A 23,929-nucleotide genomic window follows, 5' to 3' on the forward strand; every position below is an offset into this window, starting at 1 on the left:
GTTCACGCCGACCTGCGTTGCTCAAACATCAGGCGCACGGCCAGACCTGCCAAAACGAAGCCCATGAAATAACGCTGCAGCGCCAGCCATGTCGGGTTGCGCACAAACCACGAAGCGATGCCCGCCGCGAACAGTGCGATCAGCAAATTGACAGAGAAACTCACGCTGATCTGGGTCAGGCCGAGAATGATGCTTTGGGTGAACACCGAGCCGTGTTCAGGGGTGATGAATTGCGGAAAGACCGAGAGGTAGAACACGGCGATTTTCGGGTTCAGCGCACTGGTGAGAAAGCCCATGGTAATCAGTTTTCGCGACGAATCCGGGGGCAACTGCTGCGCTTCGAACGGCGACCGCGCACCCGGCTTCAGCGCTTGCCAGGCCAGCCACAACAAATACAACGCACCGGCCCACTTCAGCACTTCATAGGCCATCGGCACCGCCAGAAACACCGCCGTCAAACCCGCAGCCGCCGCGAACATATGCACAAAGAAGCCACTCACCACACCAAGCAACGACGTGACCCCGGCCTTGCGTCCCTGACAGATCGAACGCGAGATCAGGTAAATCATGTTCGGCCCCGGCGTCAGTACCATCAACAACGCGGCGGCGGCGAAGATCAGCAGGTCTTGAAGCGGGATCATGGCAATGTCCTTTGCGTGAATGATCAGGCGAGCGCCGTCAGTGAGTGGCGATAAAACGGCAGGATCAGGTCGCGTGTCAATGGCGCCAGAACGACAGCAGGATCAGTGGCCGGATCGACCCAGATCACTTCTTCGATTTCCGCCGCCGGAGTGACATCGGCATTGATGGTCAGTTGAAAGATCTCGGCCTGAACGACACACCCCGGCTCGTTGGCCGCAGGCGCCGAGAACTGGCCGAGAAAACACGCCTGCGCCGGATCGATCCGAAGGCCCAGCTCTTCTTCCAGCTCCCGGGCCAGCGCGTGCACCGGCAACTCCTGCGCCTCGATCTTGCCACCCGGTTGCATGAACGCGGTGGTCCCGCGCTTGCGCACCAGCAGAGTCTGCCCTTGAGGATTGAGCAACAGCGCGGCGGCGATACGAATGAGGTTTGCAGAGACAACGGATGCAGAGGTCATGGGTCAGCCACCGGCCTGGAAAAACCGCAAGGATCCCATGCCCGGCCAATGACGTCACCTCGCCGATCATTCGCCCAGCGCCGTGAGCGTGGCTTCAACCTCCTCCGGCACCTTGACGAAAATCGTGTACTTGCCGCCCTCCATGGCTTCGAACGCAATCAGCTTTTCCACCAACAGCGCGCTGAGTACCTTGCCGGCGTTGAGCAGCAGCATGCCGTTATCGGCATTGAGGTTGCGCGCCAGAATCATCCCCGCCGCCAGATCCCGAGTGGAGAGCACCTTGACCGACGGATCGGCCAGCGTCACGTCGCTGAGGAACGCCGCGCACACCAGAATGAAGTCTTCGACCAGATCGGGATCGTATAAACGCCCGGCGTACTGGCGCAGGTACAGCAGCGCTTCATCGCTGTTCATCTGCCGCTCGAGGATCAGCCCGCGCTGCAACTCGACGAAATCCACCGCCAGTTTCAGCAGGCGTGAACCGAACGGAATGCCCTCGCCCTTGAGCCGGTCGGGAAACCCGCTGCCATCCCAGCGCTCCTGATGATGCAGGATCAGACGCGCCGCATCTTTCATCGGGTCGAGCGTCATGAGCAACGATTCGCTCTGCTTCGGGTAACTGCGATACCGCTCGCGTTCGGTATGGCGCAGCAGATCCGAGGGCGTGATCATCATCGCGTCGGTCCAGCTCAGCTTGCCGATGTTGTACAGCGCCGCAGCCATGGTCAGATCACGGCTGGTGGCCTCGTCCAGGCCGTGCTGTCTGCAGTAGCTGCGCACCAGCTCGATGATCTGCCGGTTGGTCTGCTTGGCAGGTGGCAAACGCAGATTGGCCAGCAGCGAAAACACTTCGGTGCCGGTGACATAGCTGTGCTTGAGCTCTTCGTACGCCAGATCGAGCATGTCGGCGGTCTGCTGCAGTTCGGCGGTGCGCGCCGCGACATGCTTTTCCAGGGTGCTGTTGAGCAGTTTGAGCTGGTCGTTCTGGACCCGGGTCAAGCGCTCCAGACGCTGGCGCTCGTGCTCGGAATGCTGGTGCTCGAGGGACTGGCGCAGAATCAGCAGCAACTCTTCGTCGTTCCACGGTTTGCTGATGTAACGGTGAATCTGCCCGTCATTGATCGCTTTGATGATCGCCGCCGGGTCGGCATATCCCGTGAGCATGATCCGCGCAGTCGCCGGAAAACGCTCACGGACATGCGCCAACAACGACGCACCGTCCATGCCCGGCATGCGCGCATCACTCACCACCAGGTTCACCGGCTGCTGCGCGAGGATCTCCAGCGCCTGGGCGCCGCTGGTCGCCAACAGAAGATCGTAGGGTTGGCCGCGTAACAGGCGACGCAGGCTGTTGAGGATCGACTCCTCGTCATCGACCAGCAGCACTGTGGGTCGATGCGCCGGCATCGGCGCGGATAGCTCTTCCATGGCATGGCCTCAAGCAAACAGGGAAATAACGACGCACCGACCCAACGCTTCGCCGGTCCGCGCCTGAGTCCAAGGCTAGATGATTTTGGCCGGCATTCACGCCGATCTTTGTCCGGGGCCGAAAGCGCAATACCGGGGAGCCGACTATGCTGAACACAGCGCAAGACTCCATCGGCTGATGCAAACAGGCAAATGGCGAGGGAAAAGGATGCCCCGGATCACCACAGCATGCCTCCCCACGGGTGGCGCGGCATGACAACGCCAACCGTGCACATCAATCGCCGCGTGCTGATCGTTGACGACAGCCCGGCGATCCATGGCGATTTCGCCAAGATTCTCAGCCCGGTCATCCCCGGCGACGATGGTCTGGGCGAAACCGAGAATCTATTGTTCGGCACCCCGTCTGCGAAACAATCCCAACATTTCGAGCTGGACTCGGCGTTTCAGGGCCGCGAAGCGCTGGACAAACTCGAAGCCGCACTGGCGCAAAACCGCCCCTACGCCATGGCTTTCATCGACATGCGCATGCCGCCGGGCTGGGATGGTCTGGAAACCATCGAACGGCTGTGGCAGGTCGACCCCAAGCTGCAAGTTGCGCTGTGCACGGCCTATTCCGATTATTCCTGGGAGGATATCGACCAGCGTCTGGCACTGAACGACCGGTTGCTGATCCTGAAAAAGCCCTTCGACGCCATCGAGATCCGCCAGATGGCCAGCGCCCTCACAGTCAAATGGCAGATGACCGAAGACGCCGAACTGAAGATGAGCCTGCTGGAGCAAGCGGTGCAGGAACGCACCCGTGAGCTGTCGGACGCCAACGTGATCGTGCAGAACAGCCCGACCATTCTTTACCGTTTGCGCGGCGAACCCTCGTTTGCGCTGATGTACATCTCCCACAACATCACCCGTTACGGCCATGTCGCCGCCGACCTGGTGGGTTCGCCCGACTGGGCGCAGGCACTGATTCATCCGGACGATCAGGCGAACGTCGATGCGGCCATGGCCCGGGTGCTGGATCGGCATGCGTCGGGCGCATCCATCGAATTCCGCATGCGCACCGGCCAGGGTACCTGGCGCTGGGTGGAAAACCGCTACATCCCGGTGCGCGATCAGGACGGCCGACTTCTGGAAGTCGAAGGCATCATCCTCGACATCACCGAACGCCGCCTGGCCGAGGAAAAACTGGCCTTGCTGGCGCGCTCCGACGGCCTGACGGGCCTGGCCAATCGCGCCACACTGATCGAACGCCTGCATCAGGCGTTTGCCGCCGCGCGACGGGGTGCCATGCCGTTTGCGGTGTTCTATCTGGACCTCGACCATTTCAAGCGGATCAATGACACCTTGGGCCACCCGGTGGGCGACCTGCTGCTGCAGGAAGTCGCCCGGCGCATCAAGTCCGGCGTAAGGGAAAGTGACGTGGTGGCGCGCCTGGGCGGCGACGAGTTCGCGATCCTGCAACTGGACGTCAGCGACCCGACCCAATCGGCCGCGATGGCTGCCAACATCCGCGACACGCTGCTGGCGCCCTACCTGCTGGCCGGCAATGCGCTGCATATTTCAGTGAGCATCGGCATCAGCAGTTACAGCGACCTCAGCCTCGATGCCGACACGCTGCTCGGGCAGGCCGACATGGCGCTGTACCGCGCCAAGGAAATGGGCCGCAACCAGTACCACTTCCACTCCGAGGAAATCTCTCGGGAAGTGGCCGAACGCATGACCCTCGTCAGCGAACTGATGACGGCCCTCGAGGGCAATGAACTGATGCTGCGGTATGCGCCGGAGGTCGATCTGCACAGCGGCAGGATTCTCGGCATGGAGGCACAAGTCCTCTGGCAGCATCCTCGTCACGGCCTGCTGCCGGCTGCCGACTTCGTGCCGATCGCGGAGAAAACCGGCGCGATCATTCCGCTCGGGCGCTGGGTGCTGGATCACGCCTGCCACCAGATGCACCTGTGGCGTAACGAAGGGGTCGCACCGCCAGTGATGGCGATCAAACTTTCGCTGGCCCAACTCAAGAGTGGCCCCGAGCTGATCTACAACGTGCTGCGCACCACCGCCCGCTGGGAACTGGCGCCCTGGGATCTGCGCTTCGATGTCACCGAGGCCACGCTGGCCCAGACCAAGTGGACGCACAACGATGCGTTGCCGCGCCTGCGTGAACTGGGCGTGAGCATCGCCATCGATGATTTCGGCACTGAATATTCCTCGTTCGACTACCTGAAAACCTACCGGGTCAATCACCTCAAACTGGCGCAGAGTTTCGTCGACAGTGCCGCCCACGATGTCGCCGGAGCCAATGCCCTGCGCGCGATTGTCAACTTCGCCCGCGACCTGGGCATCGGCATCATCGCTGAAGGCCAGCCGTCTTCGGATCAGCCGTGCACACCACCCGCCGCGCCCCCGCTGCCGAGTGCCCGGGGCATGTATTTCAGTGCAGCGGTCAGCGCCGAACAGGCCGGGCATTTGCTCAAGGACAGTTGCCGTCTGACGCCAAAGGAGGACGAGGCATGAAAACGCCTTTTCCCCAGACCAACCGCCGCATCCTGATCATTGACGACACGCCGGCAATCCATGAGGACTTTCGCAAGATCCTCGCCCCGCAGGTGGCGGACGCCGTCGATTTGCAGCAACTGGAACAGACACTGTTCGGCAGCCAGCAGACGCCGCACCTGAGCTTCCAGCTCGACTCCGCCTATCAGGGTCAGGAAGCCCTGGCACTGGTCAACCGCGCACTGGCCAGTGGCAATCCCTACGCCCTCGCCTTTATCGACATGCGCATGCCGCCCGGCTGGGATGGCCTGGAAACCATCGAGCAACTGTGGCGGGTCGACCCGAACCTGCAAATCGCCTTGTGCACGGCGTACAGCGACTACAGCTGGGAAGCGATGGCCGAACGGCTGGAGTTCGGCGACCAACTGCTGATCCTGAAAAAGCCGTTCGACAGTCTGGAAATCCGTCAGATGGCCAACGCCCTGACGTGGAAATGGCAACTGGCACAGGACGCGGCGCTGAAGATGCTCAGCCTTGAGCGAACCATCGAGGCGCGGGTGCACGAACTGCTCAAGGTCTCGCACCTGCTGCAATACGACAGCCTCACGGAACTGCCCAACAGCACCCTGCTCGGTGATCGCCTGAGTCAGGCCATGGCGGTGTGCCGCCGGCATGACAAACAACTGGTGGTGATGTTTCTCGGCCTCGATCGCTTCAAGCGCATCAACAATGCGCTGGGCCATCCGGCGGGTGACGAGATGCTCAAACGGGTCGCCCGGCAACTGTTGTCCTGCGTACGCGATTCGGACTCGGTGTTTCGCTACGGCTCCGATGAGTTCGTGGTGATCCTCGGCGACATCAACCACCCTCAGCAAACCCACGGCATCGCGGAAAAACTCCTCGCCGCCATTCGCCTGCCGCAGACGATTGTCGGCCACGATGTCAGCGTCACCGCCAGCGTCGGCATCAGCGTCTACCCCGATGACGGCCTCGAAGCCACCGAGCTGATAAAGAAGGCCGAGACCGCGATGCGCAACGTCAAGGAACAGGGCCCCGATAACATCGGCTTCTTCATCGAAGCCATGAACCAGCACGCCCGCGAACAGCACAGCATCGAGTCGGGCATTCGCCGAGCGCTGCAAGAGCATGAATTCGTCCTGCACTATCAGCCGAAAATCGACCTGCGCAGTACCAAAGTGGTGGGTGCCGAAGCACTGGTGCGCTGGCAAAAACCGGGGCATGGCTGGGTCTATCCGGCGGATTTCATCCCGGTGGCCGAGGACAGCGGTCTGATCGTGCCGCTGAGCAAATGGGTGCTGGCTGAGGCCTGTCGGCAGACCCGGGCCTGGCAACTGGCCGGACTGCCGCCGATCCGTATGTCGGTCAACACTTCACCCATCGATTTTCGCCAGCGTGACTTCGTCGCCGGCATCGAGCGCGTACTGCAACAGACAGGTCTGGCGCCCGAGTGGCTGGAACTGGAAATCACCGAAGGCGTGCTGATGCAAAACGTCGAGGCGACGATGACTGCGCTCAATCGCCTGAAGACGCTGGGCACGCGCCTGGCCATCGATGACTTTGGCACCGGCTATTCCAGCCTGAGCTACCTGCGGCGGTTTCCCATCGATGTGCTGAAGATCGATCAATCGTTCATTCGCAACCTGTGCAACGACCGCAGCGATGCGGCGCTGGTGAGCGCGATCATCAACCTGGGCAAGAGCCTGGGCCTGAACGTCATCGCCGAGGGCATCGAAACCGCCGAACAACTGGCGTTTCTCAAGGCCCATCACTGCGAAGAAGGTCAGGGTTACTTTTTCAGCAAAGCCCTGCCGGCAGATACGTTTGCGCGTTTGCTCGCCGGCACGCAACCCGCGCCATGGACAATAGGATGATCACTGTGAAACAGGCCTTGAGTCAGGGAGACAATTGCCGATGAGCCTTTTCCACCACGCCATGGCGCTGCTGCTGTGCGGACTCTGCGCCGGGGCCAGTGCCGAGCCGCTGAACGAGCCGCTCAAACCGTTGCCCGCAATACCGCAGCAGGATGCCCGGCGCGTGGAACTCGGTCGACGGTTATTCCACGAGCCACGGTTATCGATCAACAACACGCTGTCCTGCGCCAGCTGCCACCAACTCGACAAGAACGGTGCCGACAGCCGCGCCTTGTCACTGGGCTTCGACGGCAAACCGGTGGCCGTCAACACCCCGACCGTGTTCAACGCGGCCCTCAACTTCCGCCAGTTCTGGGATGGTCGCGCCGAAACGCTCGAGGAACAAAGCAACGTCGTCATCACCAGCCCGCATGAAATGGGCAGCGACTGGAGCACGGTGATCGAGCGCATCGGCAACGACCCCGACTATCGTCGCGATTTCGCCGCCACCTACCCGGACGGCGTGACCCAGGCCAATGTCCAGCAGGCGCTGGCCAGTTTCGAACGCACCTTGCTGACGCCCAACTCACGCTTCGATCAATACCTGCTCGGCAACACCGACATCCTCACCCTGGAGGAAAAGTACGGTTACCAGCGCTTCAAGGAGTACGGCTGCATTGCCTGCCATCAGGGGGTGAACATCGGCGGCAACATGTTCCAGAAATTCGGAGTGTTCGGCGATTACATTGCCGATCGCGGCAGCCCGACCGTGGCCGATCAGGGCCGCTTCAACGTCACCGCCGACGAAGCGGACCGGGCCGTGTTCAAGGTGCCGAGCCTGCGCAATGTCGCGATCACCGCGCCGTACTTTCACGACGGTTCGGCCCCCACCCTCGAACGCGCCGTGGATGTGATGTTCCAGTACCAGTTGGGGCGCATGCCGAGCGCTGAGGACAAACGGCTGATCATGCTGTTTCTCACAACCCTGACCGGCCAAGGGGAGAGCAAGCCATGATCAACATCTCGCGGCGACGCAGCCTGTTGTTGCTGACCCTGGTCGCCCTGGCGCTGGCCTCGATCCTGCTGTTCCTGTACATCAAATCCAGCTCTGCCCAGACCATGACGTACACCGAATCGAGGGATCTGATCCGGCAGATCAAACAGCAGAACTCGCTGTGGGAAAACGAGCTCCTCAAGGCGCGAGTGGCGCTCAGCCACAACTACGATCCGTTGGTGTCACCGATGAACGAAATGAACCGGCTCTGGGCGCGCTTCGATGCGATCGAGTCCGGACATGGGCGCAACGACTCGGCGCAATGGAACGACGCTCACGAAAGTTTCCGACAGGCGATGCAGGAAAAAATCCGTCTGGTCGAACAGTTCAAATCGCACAACGCGCTGTTGCGTAATTCCCTGGCCTTTTTGCCCACCGCTGAAGACGACATCCAACAGCAACTGGCCAGCCTGTCGGACTTCGATAAATTGCAGCTGCAGAACATCACTACCGACACCTACGACCTGCTGCTCAGTGCCCTCGAATTCGCCCAGGTCACCTCTGACAACCTGGCCGCCGACATCGAGGTCGGCCTGAACAAGCTGAAGGTCAACGCGCAACGCCTGCCGCTCGCGTTTCAGACCCCGATCAGAATCATGAGCAGCCATATCTCGCTGATTGCGCGCGAGCAGCCACTGGTCAACCAGTTGCTCGAAAACATCGAAAACATCCCCGTGGCCGGAAGCCTCGACAACATCACCACTATGCTCGATCACGATCAGCAGCGCGCCGATCAGGTCGACCGGCAGTACCACTTCTACCTGCTGTTGTTTTCGGTGCTGCTGATGTTGTCGCTGGTGTGGCTGGCCATCCGTTTGATCGGCAGTTTCGCCGAGATCAACCGGGTCAATAACGCCCTGCAAACGGCCAACGACGCGCTGGAACAAAGAGTCGAAGAACGCACCCGGGAACTGCGCGACGCCCAGAGCGAACTGCTCGACGCCGCACGTCAGGCCGGCATGGCGGAAATCGCCACCAATGTGCTGCACAACGTTGGCAACGTGCTCAACAGCGTGAACATCTCCAGCGACCTGATCACGCGCAAGCTGCGCAACAGCAAGGGCCAGGGCCTGGGCAAGGCCATGCAACTGATCAACGAACACCCGGATGACCTCGGCGCGTTCCTCAACGAAGACGCCAAAGGCAAATTGCTCCCCGGCTACCTCAACCAACTGGTGGTCGCGATTGCCCAGGAACAACAGGAAATGCTCGACGAATTGAATCAGATGAACAAAAGCGTCGATCACATCAAGGACATCGTCGCCACCCAGCAATCCTATGCCGGCGCCAACAGCATGACCGAGCCATTGTTCATCAACGAGTTACTGGAAGACGCGTTGCGCATGAACGCCGGGGCACTGACCCGGCACCACGTCACAGTGGTCAGGGAATACGCCGACGTGCCGCAGGTGATGGGCGACAAACACCGCTTGTTGCTGATCCTGATCAACCTGATCAGCAACGCCAAATACGCCATGTCCGACCTCAGCAACCGCCCCCGGACCATGACCCTGGCGGTCAGGATTGTCGATGACAGCTTCCTCGAAATCAGCGTCAAGGACGATGGCGAAGGCATCGCTGCGGAAAACATGACGCGGATCTTTGCCCACGGTTTCACCACCCGCAAGGAAGGCCACGGCTTCGGTTTGCACAGCTGCGCCCTGGCGGCCATCGAAATGAACGGCCACCTCACTGCGCACAGTGACGGCCCGGGCCAGGGTGCGTTGTTCACTTTGCAGATCCCCCTGATCAGCGTCACGGAGAACGCATGAGCGAGCTGTCGAACCGCCGCATTCTGCTGATCGACGACATGCCGTCGATCCATGAAGACTTTCGCAAGATTCTCGCGCCGCCAGCGGCGCAATCAGTGGAACTGGACCAGATGGAAGCGGCACTGTTTGGCGCTCAGGTTCGCGCCGAACGTCCGCCGTTCGAGCTGGACTCGGCCTACGGCGGCGAGGAAGGTTTGGGCAAACTGATACAGGCCCAGGCAGAACAACGCCCCTACGCGCTGGCCTTTGTCGACATGCGCATGCCCGACGGTTGGGACGGCGCGAAAACCATTGAACATCTGTGGCAACAGGACCCGCAGTTGCAAGTGGTGGTCTGCACCGCCTACTCGGATTATTCCTGGGATGAACTGCTGGAGCGCTTGCAGGCGCATGACCGCTTGCTGATTCTGAAGAAGCCGTTCGACAACATCGAAGTGCAGCAGATGGCCAACACCCTGCTGACCAAATGGCAGATGACCGAACGCGCATCATTGCAGATGCATCACCTGGAACATCTGGTCGATCAACGCACGGCCCAATTCAAGCAGGCCAGTGAAGAACTGCAGCGGGAAATCGATGAGCGCAAGCAACTGGAAAGTCAGCTGGTGCAGTCGGAAAAACTTGCGTCACTGGGGCAAATGGCAGCGGGTGTGGCCCATGAAATCAATAACCCGATCGGCTTTATCTCCTCCAACCTCGGCACGCTGGACGGCTACTTCAAACAATTGCTCAGCGTACTTGATGCCTGGCAGACGCTTGGGCCAACGCCAGACAGCGAGTCAGTGGCGCGGCTTGAGCAATTGCGCAAAGACGCCGATCTGGATTTTCTCCTCGAAGACATCCCGGTGCTGATCCGCGAATCCAAGGAAGGCATTGGCCGCGTCGGGCAGATCGTCAAGGATCTGAAGGACTTCTCCCGGGTCGATAGCCATCAGCAATGGCAGTGGGCCAATCTGCAGCAAGGCATCGAGTCGACCCTGAACATCGTCGCCAGCGAACTCAAGTACAAGGCCGACCTGATCAAGGAGTATCAGCCGCTGCCGGACATCGAGTGCCTGCCATCACAAATCAATCAGGTGATCATGAACCTGGTGGTCAATGCGGCGCAGGCCATGGGCCCGGAACGCGGCACCATCACCTTGCGCACCGGGCAGCAACAAGACACGGCCTGGGTGGAAGTCGCCGACACCGGCGCGGGGATTGCGCCGGAGATCCTGCAGAAGATCTTCGATCCGTTTTTCACCACCAAACCGGTCGGCCAGGGCACCGGGCTTGGCCTGTCTCTGTCCTACGGCATCGTCAAAAAGCACGGTGGCGATATTTCGGTACGCAGCGAACCGGGCGTGGGCACGACCTTTCGCGTCGAATTGCCGATGCGCCAGAACCGGCCCGCTGCCTGAGCCTCAAGTGGCTTCCTGAAAATCCATCTCCGGCGGCTGGCGACGGAAGCCACCGGTGAGCACGGCAAGATAAACCACGCCGATCGCCAGCCAGCTCAAGCCCAGATACACCGCCAAGTGATCAAGGCTGACCATCAGCCATAAATCCGCCACCAGACCAATGAACGGGAAGAGCAAAAACAGCACCATCTCACGCAGTCCCTTTTTCTCGCCGCCGATCCAGTAATGAAAGATCACCGACAGGTTGACCAGACTGAACGCCAGAAACGCGCCGAAGTTGATGAACGAGGTCGAGGTGGTCACATCAAGTTTCAGCGCCAGCAACGCCACCACGGCGCAGAGCAGGATGCTGTTGACCGGTGTGCCAAAGCGCGCGTGCAAGGTGCCGAAGAATGATTTCGGCAATACACCGTCACGGCCCATGGCAAACAACAGGCGCGAACCACTGGCCTGCGCCGACAGCCCTGACGCGAACTGGCCAACAATCAGACCGATCAGGAACATCGACACAAACAGATCGCCGCCGATGTTGCGGGCGATTTCATAGGCGGCCGAATCGACACTGTCGAACTGGAATGACGGGTGTGCGATCTGCACGAAGTACGACACACCAACGAAGATCAGCCCGCCGATCAGTGTGATCAACATGATCGCTCGCGGAATGGTGCGGCGTGGGTCGCGGGTTTCTTCGGTCAGGGTGCTGACCGCGTCGAAGCCGAGGAACGAATAGCAGGCAATCGCCGCGCCGCTCATGATCAGCGGCATTTGCATATCGCCATTGAAGAACGGTTTGATCGACCACAATGGCGTGCTCGCATCGCCACCGATGTAGTGCACGCAGAGCGCGACGAAAGCGATCAATACGAGGAACTGCACCAGCATCAGCAAGGCGTTGATGCCGTTGGCCAGTTTCAGGCCGATGATGTTGATTGCGCTGGTGATGCCGATGAACGCCAACACCCAGATCCATTGCGGGATCGACGGGAATGCCGAGGCCAGATACGCCGCGCCGATCAGCCAGATCGCCATCGGCAGAAACAGGTAATCGAGCAACACTGCCCAACCGGCGATAAAGCCGAGTTTCGGGCTGATTGCCTTGCGCACGTAGCTGTAGGCGGAACCGGCAACCGGGAACGCGGCAGCCATGCGACCGTAGCTCATGGCGGTGAAGAACATCGCCACCAGCGCCGCCAGATACGCGGCAGGGACCATGCCGGCGGTGGACTGGGCGAGGATGCCGAAGGTGCCGAGGACAATGATCGGCGTCATGTAGGCGATGCCGAACAGCACCACCGACCCTAATGAAAGGGTGCGTTGCAAACGAGCCATGGGCGACTTACTCCGAATTTTATTGGATTTATGGCAGAGCCGGGTTCGGCGAATGTTTTCGGGTGTAGCTGATCGTTCCCACGCTCTGCGTGGGAATGCCTCAATGGACGCTCTGCGTCCGCTCTTGGGACGCGGAGCGTCCCGGGCTGCATTCCCACGCAGAGCGTGGGAACGATCGGGTAAAACCTGAGTTCGACTCGGTACTTCAGGTCGGCGTACCTTGAACAATCAACTCGGTCAGTCCCCTCTCCCTCTGGGAGAGGGTTAGGGTGAGGGCATCGGTCAACGGTGTGGAATCAACAATTCACGAACACCATCGCTGCGCTCCACCACCTCCCCCGACAACTTCAAGCGCTGATCATCCAGATAGCGGTAATCCCTGCGCGCAATCTCCAACCGTGCGAAATCCAGCTCAACGCGGAACGTCCCTTCTTCCCGCCCGGCCTCGAACAACAGCGAGCCCAGCGGATCGACCAGCGCACTGCCACCGGCGAACATCAAACCGTCATCCCCCGCCTCCACGCGATTGACCATCAGCGCAAACGCCTGATTCTCCTGGGCACGGGCCATGATCGCGGTGCGGTGAGTCGGCGCGTACGGGTCCATGTTGCCGTTGGTCACGATGAGCAATTCAGCGCCGAGTTGCGCCAGGGCACGGGCCGACTCTGGAAATTCGATGTCGTAGCAAATCAGCAAGCCAACGCGCAGGCCGTTCCATTCGCAGGTGGCATAGCGGTCACCGGCTTCAAACACACCGCGATCCGACGCCCACAAATGCGTCTTGCGGTATTTCAGGGCGATACCTTCAGGGGTGATCAGCAGCGTGGTGTTGTAGAAACGACCGTTGTCGTTCTCGGCCATGCCGATCACCACGGCAATGTTGCGTTCGCGCGCGGCGGCGAGCACTGCACTGACAGTCGGGCCGTCCAGCGGCTCGGCCGTTTGCGCCACGGTTTCAGCGCTTGGAAAACCCATCAAGTGAGTTTCCGGGAACACGATCAGCTGCGTGTCCGGCGCACACGCGGCAATCGCTGCAAGCGCGCGTTCGAGGTTGTACGCCGTGGCATTGTCACGGCCCGCCAGTTGCGCGAGTTCGACTTTCATGGGAGTTCCTTGTGATGAGCGTCGGGCGCTGAAAGATTGCCCGGTGGCTGTCTGTGGGCCAGTATGCGCAGCAAGCGAGCGGCCAGGGAATTACGCGGCCGGGGTAACCCGATAGGGGTAGATCGATGACACTTTCGTTTGACGACATCACCTGGCACCGCGCCGTCGGGCAATTGATCGACGCGCTGGACAAGCCGAACTTCTGGGCGCAACTGGTGCGTTTGCTCGACCAATACGTGCCGTTCGATAGCTGGGTGGTGCTGCTGTTCAGCGCCGATCAACACCCGCAGGTCTTCGCCGAATGCCCCGGCGAAGACGGCAACCCCGACCAATTGTTTCAGGATTATCTGCGCGGCCTGTATCTGCTCGACCCGTTCTACATCGCCTGCCGCGAGCAGTCGCGCAGCGGTTTGTATCGCCTGTCCGAGGTGGCGCCGGAGCATTTCGAACTGACCGAGTATTACCAGCGATACTTTCGTCTGAATGTCGTGGCCGACGAAATCCAGTTCAATTGTCAACTCGAAGGTGATCGCACACTGTGTCTGTCGCTGGGCAGTGAAAAACGTTTCACTGGCGAACATATCGCCTTGCTGTCATTGATCCAGCCTTGGGTGCTGGGCCTGCTGCGCCAACGATTACCCTATGAGATCAACGAAACCGTGGCCCTCGCCGCCGCACCCGCTCAAGCAGACTGGCGCGTGCAACTGGAAGCCTCGGTGCAACAACTCAAGGGTGCGCAACTGACGGCGCGGGAACTGGATGTCGGGCGTTTGATGCTTAGCGGTTGCTCCAGTAAAGAAATCGCCCGTAAGCTGGAAATCTCCGTAGAAACCGTGAAAGTCCATAAGAAACACATGTACAGCAAGCTGGGGATCAAATCCCAGTCCGAGCTGTTTTCGATATTTCTTCAGGCGCAAAACGCCTGATCGTTTGGTGAAGTTGCTTTTTGTGGGAGTGAGCCTGCTCGCGATGGTGTCGGGTCAGTCAAATCATTTGTAGCTGATACACCGCTATCGCGAGCAGGCTCACTCCTACAGGGGAATGTGTTTATTCCTGAATCTTCGCTGATTATTCCGAGTCCGAACCAAGGAAACCGTATGAGCCTGTCACTCCTGAGCCGCTACGCCTTCTTTGCCGTCTGCGTGATTTTCACCCTCGCCAGCCTGCCTTTTCTCGAACACGACTGGCTGTGGCCGATCGCTGCGGTCACCGGCGTGCTGAGCCTGATCGGTCTGTTCGACCTGCTGCAGAGCCCGCACGCCGTGCGCCGCAATTACCCGATCCTCGGCAACATTCGCTATCTGGTCGAAGGCATCCGCCCGGAGATCCGCCAGTATTTGCTGGAGTCCGACAGCGATGCCCTGCCCTTCTCCCGCGCGCAGCGTTCGCTGGTCTATTCGCGAGCGAAAAACGAAACCGCCGACAAGCCGTTCGGCACGCTGATCGATGTCTATCAATCCGGATTCGAATTCATCGGCCACTCGATGCGCCCGGCACCGCTGAGCGACCCGAGCAGTTTCCGCGTCACCGTCGGCGGCCCGCAGTGCTCGCAGCCGTACTCGGCCTCGGTGTTCAACATCTCGGCGATGAGCTTCGGTTCGCTCAGCGCCAACGCCATCCGCGCGTTGAACCAGGGCGCGAAACTCGGCAACTTCGCCCACGACACCGGTGAGGGCAGCATCAGCCCGTATCACCGCGAACACGGCGGCGACCTGACCTGGGAACTGGGCAGTGGCTACTTCGGTTGCCGCACCAGCGACGGCCGTTTCGACCCGGAACGCTTCGCCACCCAGGCGCAGAACCCGCAAGTGCGGATGATCGAAATCAAGATGAGCCAGGGCGCCAAACCCGGCCACGGCGGCATACTGCCCAAGCACAAAGTCACCAAGGAAATCGCCGATACCCGTGGGATCATGATGGGTGAAGACTGCGTGTCGCCGTCGCGTCACAGCGCGTTTTCCACACCGCTGGAAATGATGCATTTCATTCAGCAATTGCGCGAACTGTCCGGCGGCAAACCGGTGGGTTTCAAGTTCTGCCTCGGTCATCCATGGGAGTTCATGGGCATCGCCAAAGCCATGCTGGAAACCGGCATCCTGCCGGACTTCATCGTTGTCGACGGCAAGGAAGGTGGCACCGGCGCCGCACCGGTCGAGTTCACCGATCACATCGGTGTGCCGATGCGCGAAGGCTTGCTCTTCGTCCACAACACCCTGGTCGGCCTCAACCTGCGTGACAAGATCAAACTCGGCGCCAGCGGCAAGATTGTCAGCGCCTTCGACATCGCCAGCGTGCTGGCCATCGGCGCCGACTGGGCCAACTCCGCACGCGGCTTCATGTTCGCCATCGGCTGCATCCAGTCGCAAAGCTGCCACACCAACAAATGCCCGACCGGCGTGGCCACTCAGGACGCTTTGCGCCAACGTGCGCTGGTGGTGCCGGACAAGGCGCAGCGCGTGTTCAACTTCCACCGCAATACCTTGAAGGCTCTGGCGGAAATGCTTGCCGCTGCCGGGCTGGAACATCCATCACAACTGTCGGCCAAGCATCTGGTGCGGCGCATGTCGGCGACCGAGATCAAGTTGTTCTCGCAACTGCATGTGTTCCTGAAACCGGGGGAATTGCTCACCGGGGAAGTGAACGGCGAGTTTTACTCGCGGATGTGGCAGATGGCGCGGGCGGACAGTTTTGAGCCGCAGGAAGTGGCCGTGGCTTAAGTGTGCAATAGGTGCTGGCCTGCGCTGAAGCCGGCACCGAATCGGCAGTAAACAGATACGCAGAAATGTTTCCCCCGTGAATCGTCAACACGGGAGTCCGATCCTTTGCGAACTGTGGCCTGTCAGCATGCAAATCAGCATCTGTGATCCACCAGACTCTTTGGCTGCGGCAATCCAAAACCGTTATCCCATCAATATAAATACTCGCTAAGGGATCTTTGATCAGGCTCAAAAGACCTCGACCGGTCAGCTTCAGGTAATCGTCAATCGATGAGCGCACCTCAAACCGGGGATCAATACCAGTGGTGTCGTAATAAGTGAATGTCGGGTACCAGAACGGGTTAGCAATGATCACCTCATCACCTGGAAGGGCATTCTGATTGAGCCGCTTCACCAACTGACCAAACTCGGTATCTCTGCGGTAATTCGTTCCACTCAAGCCATCTGTCTGCCGGTAAACCGCAGTCAGACCATTTAATTGCACAACAACAAAAAGCAATAAACCAACAGTCGCCAACAACGCTCGACGTCTCCAGATGCCGTCAAGTGCCAACGCTGCAATCATCGCAATGGCGGGCGCCGAAAAAACCAGATATCTAGGAACGAACAGCGGAAGGAATAAGGCAAACACATAGAGCGTTGTCAGCGGAACAAAAAAATAACCAATCGGCAAAAAACGAAAAGGTCGCTTTAGGGAGTAGTCCGCGATGACTGTTGTGGCGCAGAACAGTAAAAGCGCCAGAGGCAGGAGATGCCACGCCGATGCTTGAGAAGCCCCATTTCCCATCAGCGTGAACTGCCAGACTAGCGACAACGCCTCCTGCAGCGTCACCGGTTTGATCCAACCCAAGCCCGTCGTATTCGCAAGTTGAGCAATCAGATGAGGTACCCAAGGCAAATACAGGACCACGACAGTCAGGTTAGCAAGTAGCCATTGCCCTAGGGTAATCGCCATCCCGGGACGGTTATTCCGGCTCAGCCACCAAAACAACCAATGCACCAGTACACACAAACCTGCGAAGTAGTGAGTGTAAAAAGCAGCGCTCATCAGGAGCACGTAGATCACCGCAAAACGGCCTTGCTCCGCAACCCTCGCCCAACAAACCAACGCAACAGTTGCAGCCATCAACCAGCACCCGAGCAAGCTGTACATCCTTACTTCCTGGCTATAGCGCACCGAAATCGGGAGTAACGCCAATAGCAGCGCAGCAATCCATGTCGCCCTGCGCGTTGCAATCAGGCTCATCAACTTGATACACAGTAAAAGAGTGCCGAGATCCGCGAGTGCACTCAACGCCCGGGCAGACAACGCCGAGTCTCCCCACACCGACACCCAGTAGTGCAACAGCATGTAGTAAAGCGGTGGGTGCACATCCCGTGCCGTCAGCGCCCAGATGCGCTCCGGTGTTTCGCGTGCAAGCAGCAGACTATAGGCTTCATCGTTCCAGATGGCGGGTACTGAAATAGCGTAAAACCGTACGAGTAGTGCGAGGATCAAAACGATAGCGAGCGCGAATCGATCAACGAGCACTGGCGTAAAGGCTCGTCTGACAAATGCAACGGCCGCAAAAGTCTTCATAGCCGTTGTCTGCGAAACAATACAAACCTGAAAAAGCTGTACCCCAGCAACAGATTCAGCAGTGTAAACACCGCCACCGTCAGCAATCCCGGCAGATCACGCGTATCGGCGATCGAACCGATGGCAAAACTGAGCGCGCCCATCACCACGATAAACAGCAGATAACCAAGCACCGACGTTCGGCTGTCAAAGGTGTACAGCATGTTCACGTAAAACGAGAACATGGCCGCTACGCAGAAAGCCGCGAAATTGCTGGCGGCTTGGGTCAGTTCGGCAGCCGTGCACAGGACGAAAAAGATCTGCCAATGGATCAATCCATCGGCGATTCCGATAACCGTCAATGCCGAGAATCCCTTCATGCCGGTGCCCCGCTCTTGCCACGTTTGGCGAAGCTTCAACCTAGGCCAAGGCAGGTACCAGGTCTACTGTCAGAAATTACAGGTGCGCGGCTACTTCCGACGAGTGGCCTTCAAACTGCTGCTGAGCTAGCGCAGGAGGCTCAGCTTTGGAGACGATCCGCGGCATGGGCAATAAAAAACCCCGATCTCTCGACCGGGGCTTCGTTTTTTCAGCAGCTACGACTTAAGAGGCCGAACGCGCAGCACCCTGCGTTTCACCGGTCGGTTGCAACTTGAACACATAGAACAACACGGTCAGCAGCACCAGGAACGCCGGCCCCACATACAGCGCCACGCGGGTGTCCGGGAAGTACGCCATCAGTCCGACCACCAGCACCAGAAACGCGAGGGCAAAATACGAGCTGACCGGGTACAGCCACATTTTGTATTTCAGTGCCGCACGTTCGCTGGCGCTCAGGCCTTTGCGGAATTTCAGCTGGGCCAGCAGGATCATCACCCAGGTCCAGATCGCGCCGAAGGTGGCAATCGAAGTCACCCAGACGAAGACTTTCTCCGGCACCAGATAGTTGAGCATTACGCCCAAGAGCAACACCGCAATCGACAGCAACAGCGCTCGACGCGGTACACCATTATTCGATGTTTTGGCAAAACCGGCCGGGGCCTGGCCGTTCTGCGCCAGGCTGTAAAGCATGCGCCCGGTGCTGAAGATGCCGCCGTTGCACGACGACAGCGCGGCGGTGATCACCACGAAGTTGATGATGCCGGCGGCGGTCTTGATGCCCAGACGCTCAAAGGTCATCACGAACGGACTGCCCTGAGTGCCAATCTCGTTCCACGGGTAGATCGACAGAATCACGAACAGTGCGCCGACGTAGAACAACAGGATCCGCCAGAACACCGAGCCGATCGCATCAGGAATGGTCTTTTGCGGATTCTTCGCTTCACCGGCGGTCAGGCCGATCATCTCGACACCGAGGTAGGCGAACATGACCATTTGCAGGGACATCAGCACACCGGTCACGCCATTGGGCATGAAACCGCCATGGGCCCACAGGTTGGAAATCCCCAGGGCCACGCCGTCATTGCCGAAACCGAACGCGATGATGCCGATGCCGCCGATGACCATGGCGATGATGGTGACGATCTTGATCAGCGCGAACCAGAATTCGAACTCACCGAAGGCTTTTACCGCGATCAGGTTGATCGAGCCCATGCTGATCAACGCCGCGAGGGCCCAGATCCAGCGCGGCACATCGGGAAACCAGATGCCCATGTACACGGCCACTGCGGTGATTTCCGCGACGCAAGTCACCAGCCACAGGAACCAGTAGTTCCAGCCAGTGAGAAAGCCTGCCAGCGGGCCGAGGTAGTCTTGTGCGTAACGGCTGAACGAACCGGCCACCGGGTTGTGCACGGCCATCTCGCCGAGGGCGCGCATGATCACCAGGATCGCCAGACCACCCAGAATGTACGAAAGCATGATCGCCGGGCCGGCCATTTCAATGGCCTTGGCCGAACCTAGAAACAGACCGACGCCGATGCAGGCACCGAGCGCCATCAGGCGAATATGCCGTTCACCGAGTTCGCGTTTGAGCGGACCGCCCTGAGCGGTACCGCCGTGAGGCAGGTGATTGCCAGTTGGCATAGGGGGACAACCTCGTCTTGTTATTGGATATGACCACCGAGTATCGAAGCGTCGGCCGATAAGCCTTAGCTGCTGTGAAACCGCGCCGGCCTCGTGGGCCGACACGTCTTGCAGGATGACCTGAAAGATCAGCGGGGCGTGCAGTATAAAAACCTTGCTGCAGGTCTTTTCACTCTATAAATCACAAGATTCAGCGGGAGTTGTCGCGAATTTGCCAACAGACCGAGGTGATCAACTGGCAAATGTAGGAAAACTCGCCACCAAAAAAGGCGGCGAGTATTGCACAAGGATGGTGCAGCGTCACATCAGCCTGCCGTCGCACCGACTATCGTCATCACTGGCCTGTTCACTACTTTCATCACTTTGTAGTCAGAGTACACCTCCACGACCGTCTCCGGCGGCGTTCGCCATCCAGGCACTGCTGAGGAGTGTTTACCGATTCTGGGCCCCCCCTGGACGGACTGAAAATGCAGTTTCCAGGCACTCGTCTGGCGGTCGTACTTCATAAATGCAAATCCGGTAAGTAACGAATCTGCGCTACCGTTTGCGTCCACGCGAAATCCATAATCCTGAAATTCCATGGACGTGCTAAGACCCCAACCATGCTCGCCCGCAGGAAGGCCATTGTACTGAGCGAATTCTTTTGCTCCTTCAACGTGCCTGACCCGTAGCAGATTAGTATCCAACTGGTCGACCACCAACGAACAGCCAGTGAAATCAGGTGTGAATAGATAATCCGGTTGACCCCATTCGGGATGAACCGGTATATCCACGTAGCCTCCCTGGGGCATCCAATAACCACTGACGGCATTCGCGCCCACAGGAAGTTTGTTGATTTCAAGGTCATGTATTTTCAATGCATTGAATTCCTTCCCGACCGAGTTCGCAGGCTGGATCCGCTCCATTACAAAAAAGAAATTTGCACCGCCGTCTGTTCTGGCTAACTGTGCTTTGATCGAGGCGCTATATTCAGAGGCGTTCGTCGTCAAGCTCCCCACGACCGACAATCGACTGAATTCAGTTGCTGACAGCGCCTGATGAATGCTGGTGCGTTGGATCGAATAATGCGTAGTCGACTTTTGTCCCCAATCAAAAGGCAGGTGCGCCGTTTGACGATTATTGATGGTTTCAATGACAGGCTCCCACAAACCGTTGGGCAGTCGCCCACGCGTAAACACCAAGTCGAGTCCCAGTGCATTGCGGGATGTGTGCACGAGCCGGGCTGCAAAACTCGCGCTCTCATCAACAATCGCGCCTGCCGGGATTTCCGTCGCACCTGCTGAAAGGTCGCCGCCGCGCAGAGACACCGGCTGCCATTGATCTGGCGCCACTTGCCAGAGCCGGCTGCCATGCGCCCGATTGGTTACGCGATCGACAAGGATGACATCCGTCAGATCTGCGCTCAGGGAGAAATCATTTTTGATCTGGTAAAAAGCCTCTTGGCCTGTCCCATCAATGTTACGAATGTAAAAGCTCTGCCCGTCGGTGCTTCGAAAAATACCTCTGGCATTGGCTTCAAGACCGGCAATGACCGAGGATTTGACAGTGAAACGTCCCATCTCGGCGTTGCCGAACCCGCCAGATCCGGAGGGCCGAAAGTTGCCCGGTGCGCCATACAGCCGTTGGGTCCGGGTGTTATATGGATGCCAGCTACTGCCTTTCAATACACCCACGCTCTCAATACTTTGCTCACCCACTTTAAAGGTGCCCAGCGCTGCCGGCCCGTGCTGTTTGCTGACGCCAATCAGCAAGTCGTACCCAAACACAGCATCTCGAAACTTGTCGAACTGCTGCAAGCCTTTGACCCCCACATATTTGATCCCCGCCCCCAGAAGCTTCCCACCTGCCACCAGTACACTCAGCGGGTTGAGTTCGCCAATGACAAGCACGCCAATGATTTTCGCGGCCTTGAGCGCTTGACGAAGTGCCGAGGTTGTCGTGGCCGCCACTTTTGTCAACTTTGCCGCGACACTCACGCCAGCGGTGACGAAACCCAATACGTCGAGGAACAGATCAATTGCACCATCTGCGTATTTGCCGTCGATAAAATTGCTGACGGCCGATTTGAAGGGGATCAGGTTGAGTAGAAACTGCACGCGCGAATTCAGCACCGCGAGTTCTTTGTCCCACGTGGTCTGGCCTTCAGCCGCTTTGCGAATATCTTCATTGTCGAAATCAAGATGTTCGACAAAAGCATCGGCAATGATGTGAGATCTGTTGCTGGAATAATTGCTGGGGACGGGAAAAATCCCGGACGAGGAAAATATCTGCTTCAGATGCTCGGCATGTTTATTATTGGCAGGCTGGAAAAGTCTCACACCATACGACACGCTCGGGATATGCACGTCGACCCGATCTTCAGAAATGGCAGGATCCGACGCTCGCCTGGTGATTGATGCCGCACCCAGATCGATACAATACACCGAGACTTTTTTATCAATGCCTCGCTCGACTCTCAACGTCAGAGTCTGGTTGGAGTTGGTAATTTTCCTGTTCCAGAAATCCGTAGCCAACTTGATGGTCTTGTCCTGATAGAAATCGATCTTGCCATACTCGAGGTTCTCTCGGTCTTCGAGCGGCAACTCGGATATCAGACGACGTACGCTCATCTGAGTACCCTTTTTGAGGTTATTCAGCGTCGTCTCAAACTCATGATCGAACGTCTCTGGCACACGCAAGTCCATCGTGTTGATGGTGTGAAGATGTTGCACCAGAAACGGGTCGCGGGTATCCCATTTGAACCCCCCACGCATCATTGCCGCGTCCAGCAGTGTATGCAGTTTGCCTTTCGCTACCGGGGTGCCCGATGCTGCCGCCCAATTCGCGTCGCTATCAAGGACGCGCTCTTCAATCGGAAAGCCTTTGCCGAACTTCTTCTCCAGTGCGACCCGGGCTATTTTCTCGCGATTGGGAAACTCACTGCTTAGCAGCATTGGCGTGTTGAGTCGGTCGGCCAACTCGCTATTGAACGTTTCTTTCAACTCGCGAAGTTGTGCTTCGGTATAACTTTCAACCTCTTTCCTGTTCATCAGACCATGGACGACGCTCCAATCTGCCAAGGTGATTGTCTGGGCGTACTGCGCAACCGCCGGATCGCGCAACGCCGCACTTTCGGCGTAGACCATGACCTGGGCAAACGTCATGTTTGCGACCTTTCCCGGCGACTGGGCTTCGATGGTCGCTGCGGCAACTGCCAGGTTGAACCATGCAGGGCCGCCGTACTTGACGCCGGCAGGAGTATTTTTGATCAGGAACACGGGAGCGTTTTTCGCCAGCAAAATGTAGGCGCCCAAACCGGACATTTCGGGGTTGCTGCTGAGCTCTTTGATCAGATGTTCGCGCAGTTTGTCGAACACTGCTGTAACCGGTTTTCCCCAATGTTGCTTACTGTCCAGATCGAAACCCGCGACGCTATTGCGTTTATGGATTTCAATCGACTGCGGATCAAGATGCAGTTGAACAGCGGCCAGTGCGTAGTCGTTGACGCTGACATCCGAGGCGTAACCTTTCAAGCGGGTTTGCACCGCCAGCCCCAGTGCCTGGCCGCGAGCTCCGGCAATCAGGGTTTCCACTGCCTTGGCTGGATCGCGCAATGTTTCGGGGCTGAGCGGTTGCTCTATGTTGAGAAGTTCCAGCAGTCCTTGACCCGGCCGTGGCAAGTCATCAAGACCCTCGATATAAACCCGGACAGCTTCCAGTACTTGCTTCTTTTGGTCGACACTTAAAGGAATCTGCCAGGATAAAGCGCCGGCAAAATCACCCAGTGCGGAAGGCAAAACCTTTTCGGCTTCAAGTCTTACGGACTCAATATTACTTGTCTCACTATCAGACGCCGAAACAACATTCGACACAGAGTCTTTGGACTCAGACATACACTACTCCTCGTGAATTAAAACAAGGAAAAAGTAAACATGCAAAATTCTCAAAACAACAGTCGACAAGCATTACCAATTAAGTGTTTTACCAACTGTATATAAAGTTTAACCAGCATCTCTTCAAACAACCCGCACTGATTCACAGGCCAAACTATCAACCTCAAGCGCGCGAAAGCGCAAACAGCCAGAAAACCCAAGACCATAAAA

At 58.4% G+C, this 23,929-nt stretch carries 16 protein-coding genes; 7 read left to right on the forward strand and 9 right to left on the reverse strand.

The genetic code is table 11. The annotated features are described in order from the left end of the window. Positions 1 to 2 precede the first annotated feature (2 nt). The 3 genes from AB4N44_RS11305 to AB4N44_RS11315 all read right to left on the reverse strand — a co-directional run bounded on the left by AB4N44_RS11305 (position 3) and on the right by AB4N44_RS11315 (position 2,527). A complete protein-coding gene (locus AB4N44_RS11305) occupies positions 3 to 641 on the reverse strand; it encodes a LysE family translocator (protein WP_110718882.1) in 639 nt (212 codons plus the stop codon). A gap of 23 nt (positions 642 to 664) precedes the next feature. Then, positions 665 to 1,099 carry an NUDIX hydrolase gene (locus AB4N44_RS11310; protein WP_150750417.1) on the reverse strand — a complete coding sequence of 145 codons (435 nt, stop codon included), beginning with the start codon at positions 1,097 to 1,099 and terminating at the stop codon, positions 665 to 667. 66 nt (positions 1,100 to 1,165) lie between these two features. Further along, positions 1,166 to 2,527 carry an HD domain-containing phosphohydrolase gene (locus AB4N44_RS11315; RefSeq protein ID WP_460158215.1) on the reverse strand — a complete coding sequence of 454 codons (1,362 nt, stop codon included), beginning with the start codon at positions 2,525 to 2,527 and terminating at the stop codon, positions 1,166 to 1,168. A gap of 252 nt (positions 2,528 to 2,779) precedes the next feature. Between AB4N44_RS11315 and AB4N44_RS11320 the strand changes: the two genes are divergently transcribed. From AB4N44_RS11320 to AB4N44_RS11340, 5 genes are read left to right on the forward strand one after another with little or no spacing between them, the layout of a single operon-like run. Then, complete coding sequence (locus AB4N44_RS11320) at positions 2,780 to 5,038, forward strand: GGDEF/EAL domain-containing response regulator (protein WP_177413879.1); 2,259 nt, start codon at positions 2,780 to 2,782, stop codon at positions 5,036 to 5,038. Continuing rightward, entirely contained in the window at positions 5,035 to 6,909 is a 1,875-nt protein-coding gene (locus AB4N44_RS11325) for a putative bifunctional diguanylate cyclase/phosphodiesterase (protein WP_127929615.1), read from the forward strand. Before AB4N44_RS11320 ends, AB4N44_RS11325 begins: the two co-directional genes overlap by 4 nt. A 40-nt stretch (positions 6,910 to 6,949) precedes the next feature. Further along, on the forward strand, positions 6,950 to 7,903 hold the full coding sequence (locus AB4N44_RS11330; protein WP_127929616.1) for a cytochrome-c peroxidase: 954 nt from the start codon (positions 6,950 to 6,952) through the stop codon (positions 7,901 to 7,903). Next, positions 7,900 to 9,714 carry a DAHL domain-containing protein gene (locus tag AB4N44_RS11335; protein ID WP_127929617.1) on the forward strand — a complete coding sequence of 605 codons (1,815 nt, stop codon included), beginning with the start codon at positions 7,900 to 7,902 and terminating at the stop codon, positions 9,712 to 9,714. The genes AB4N44_RS11330 and AB4N44_RS11335 overlap by 4 nt, the downstream gene beginning before the upstream one ends. Next, the gene (locus AB4N44_RS11340; protein WP_150750422.1) at positions 9,711 to 11,114 is read left to right on the forward strand and encodes an ATP-binding protein; all 1,404 of its coding nucleotides are present in this window, start codon (positions 9,711 to 9,713) and stop codon (positions 11,112 to 11,114) included. Before AB4N44_RS11335 ends, AB4N44_RS11340 begins: the two co-directional genes overlap by 4 nt. 3 nt (positions 11,115 to 11,117) lie before the next feature. On the opposite strand, the gene AB4N44_RS11345 is transcribed toward AB4N44_RS11340, so the two are convergent. Continuing rightward, on the reverse strand, positions 11,118 to 12,443 hold the full coding sequence (locus tag AB4N44_RS11345) for an APC family permease (protein ID WP_460108903.1): 1,326 nt from the start codon (positions 12,441 to 12,443) through the stop codon (positions 11,118 to 11,120). A gap of 282 nt (positions 12,444 to 12,725) precedes the next feature. Continuing rightward, positions 12,726 to 13,547 (reverse strand): carbon-nitrogen hydrolase family protein, encoded by an 822-nt coding sequence (locus AB4N44_RS11350; protein WP_460108901.1) that lies wholly within the window; start codon positions 13,545 to 13,547, stop codon positions 12,726 to 12,728. Positions 13,548 to 13,672: 125 nt separating this feature from the next. Here AB4N44_RS11350 and AB4N44_RS11355 point away from each other — a divergent pair, with 125 nt between their 5' ends. Together AB4N44_RS11355 and AB4N44_RS11360 are read left to right on the forward strand one after the other, a co-directional pair. Then, on the forward strand, positions 13,673 to 14,473 hold the full coding sequence (locus tag AB4N44_RS11355; protein ID WP_460108899.1) for a helix-turn-helix transcriptional regulator: 801 nt from the start codon (positions 13,673 to 13,675) through the stop codon (positions 14,471 to 14,473). Positions 14,474 to 14,644: 171 nt separating this feature from the next. After that, positions 14,645 to 16,264 (forward strand): FMN-binding glutamate synthase family protein, encoded by a 1,620-nt coding sequence (locus AB4N44_RS11360; RefSeq protein ID WP_460108897.1) that lies wholly within the window; start codon positions 14,645 to 14,647, stop codon positions 16,262 to 16,264. Here AB4N44_RS11360 and AB4N44_RS11365 read toward each other — a convergent pair. From AB4N44_RS11365 to AB4N44_RS11380, 4 genes are all read right to left on the reverse strand, one after another. Continuing rightward, entirely contained in the window at positions 16,173 to 17,843 is a 1,671-nt protein-coding gene (locus tag AB4N44_RS11365) for a glycosyltransferase family 39 protein (protein WP_460108895.1), read from the reverse strand. The genes AB4N44_RS11360 and AB4N44_RS11365 overlap by 92 nt on opposite strands. Then, on the reverse strand, positions 17,840 to 18,202 hold the full coding sequence (locus AB4N44_RS11370) for a GtrA family protein (RefSeq protein WP_127929624.1): 363 nt from the start codon (positions 18,200 to 18,202) through the stop codon (positions 17,840 to 17,842). The genes AB4N44_RS11365 and AB4N44_RS11370 overlap by 4 nt, the downstream gene beginning before the upstream one ends. Positions 18,203 to 18,425: 223 nt before the next feature. Then, positions 18,426 to 19,847: an amino acid permease gene (locus tag AB4N44_RS11375; RefSeq protein WP_127929625.1), complete on the reverse strand. Its 1,422-nt coding sequence runs from the start codon at positions 19,845 to 19,847 to the stop codon at positions 18,426 to 18,428. 305 nt (positions 19,848 to 20,152) lie between these two features. Next, a complete protein-coding gene (locus tag AB4N44_RS11380; protein ID WP_460108893.1) occupies positions 20,153 to 23,719 on the reverse strand; it encodes a hypothetical protein in 3,567 nt (1,188 codons plus the stop codon). Between the last annotated feature and the right edge of the window lie 210 nt (positions 23,720 to 23,929).

Source organism: Pseudomonas sp. S3_C06 (assembly GCF_054667675.1).

What these genes read in the sequence shown, in the direction of transcription:
- AB4N44_RS11375 (WP_127929625.1), bottom strand. Translation starts at nt 19,847, where the DNA reads ATGCCAACTGGCAATCACCTGCCTCACGGCGGTACCGCTCAGGGCGGT.
- AB4N44_RS11330 (WP_127929616.1), top strand. Translation starts at nt 6,950, where the DNA reads ATGAGCCTTTTCCACCACGCCATGGCGCTGCTGCTGTGCGGACTCTGC.
- AB4N44_RS11370 (WP_127929624.1), bottom strand. Translation starts at nt 18,202, where the DNA reads ATGAAGGGATTCTCGGCATTGACGGTTATCGGAATCGCCGATGGATTG.
- AB4N44_RS11340 (WP_150750422.1), top strand. Translation starts at nt 9,711, where the DNA reads ATGAGCGAGCTGTCGAACCGCCGCATTCTGCTGATCGACGACATGCCG.
- AB4N44_RS11325 (WP_127929615.1), top strand. Translation starts at nt 5,035, where the DNA reads ATGAAAACGCCTTTTCCCCAGACCAACCGCCGCATCCTGATCATTGAC.
- AB4N44_RS11380 (WP_460108893.1), bottom strand. Translation starts at nt 23,719, where the DNA reads ATGTCTGAGTCCAAAGACTCTGTGTCGAATGTTGTTTCGGCGTCTGAT.
- AB4N44_RS11315 (WP_460158215.1), bottom strand. Translation starts at nt 2,527, where the DNA reads ATGGAAGAGCTATCCGCGCCGATGCCGGCGCATCGACCCACAGTGCTG.
- AB4N44_RS11345 (WP_460108903.1), bottom strand. Translation starts at nt 12,443, where the DNA reads ATGGCTCGTTTGCAACGCACCCTTTCATTAGGGTCGGTGGTGCTGTTC.
- AB4N44_RS11305 (WP_110718882.1), bottom strand. Translation starts at nt 641, where the DNA reads ATGATCCCGCTTCAAGACCTGCTGATCTTCGCCGCCGCCGCGTTGTTG.
- AB4N44_RS11335 (WP_127929617.1), top strand. Translation starts at nt 7,900, where the DNA reads ATGATCAACATCTCGCGGCGACGCAGCCTGTTGTTGCTGACCCTGGTC.
- AB4N44_RS11355 (WP_460108899.1), top strand. Translation starts at nt 13,673, where the DNA reads ATGACACTTTCGTTTGACGACATCACCTGGCACCGCGCCGTCGGGCAA.
- AB4N44_RS11310 (WP_150750417.1), bottom strand. Translation starts at nt 1,099, where the DNA reads ATGACCTCTGCATCCGTTGTCTCTGCAAACCTCATTCGTATCGCCGCC.
- AB4N44_RS11320 (WP_177413879.1), top strand. Translation starts at nt 2,780, where the DNA reads ATGACAACGCCAACCGTGCACATCAATCGCCGCGTGCTGATCGTTGAC.
- AB4N44_RS11365 (WP_460108895.1), bottom strand. Translation starts at nt 17,843, where the DNA reads ATGAAGACTTTTGCGGCCGTTGCATTTGTCAGACGAGCCTTTACGCCA.
- AB4N44_RS11360 (WP_460108897.1), top strand. Translation starts at nt 14,645, where the DNA reads ATGAGCCTGTCACTCCTGAGCCGCTACGCCTTCTTTGCCGTCTGCGTG.
- AB4N44_RS11350 (WP_460108901.1), bottom strand. Translation starts at nt 13,547, where the DNA reads ATGAAAGTCGAACTCGCGCAACTGGCGGGCCGTGACAATGCCACGGCG.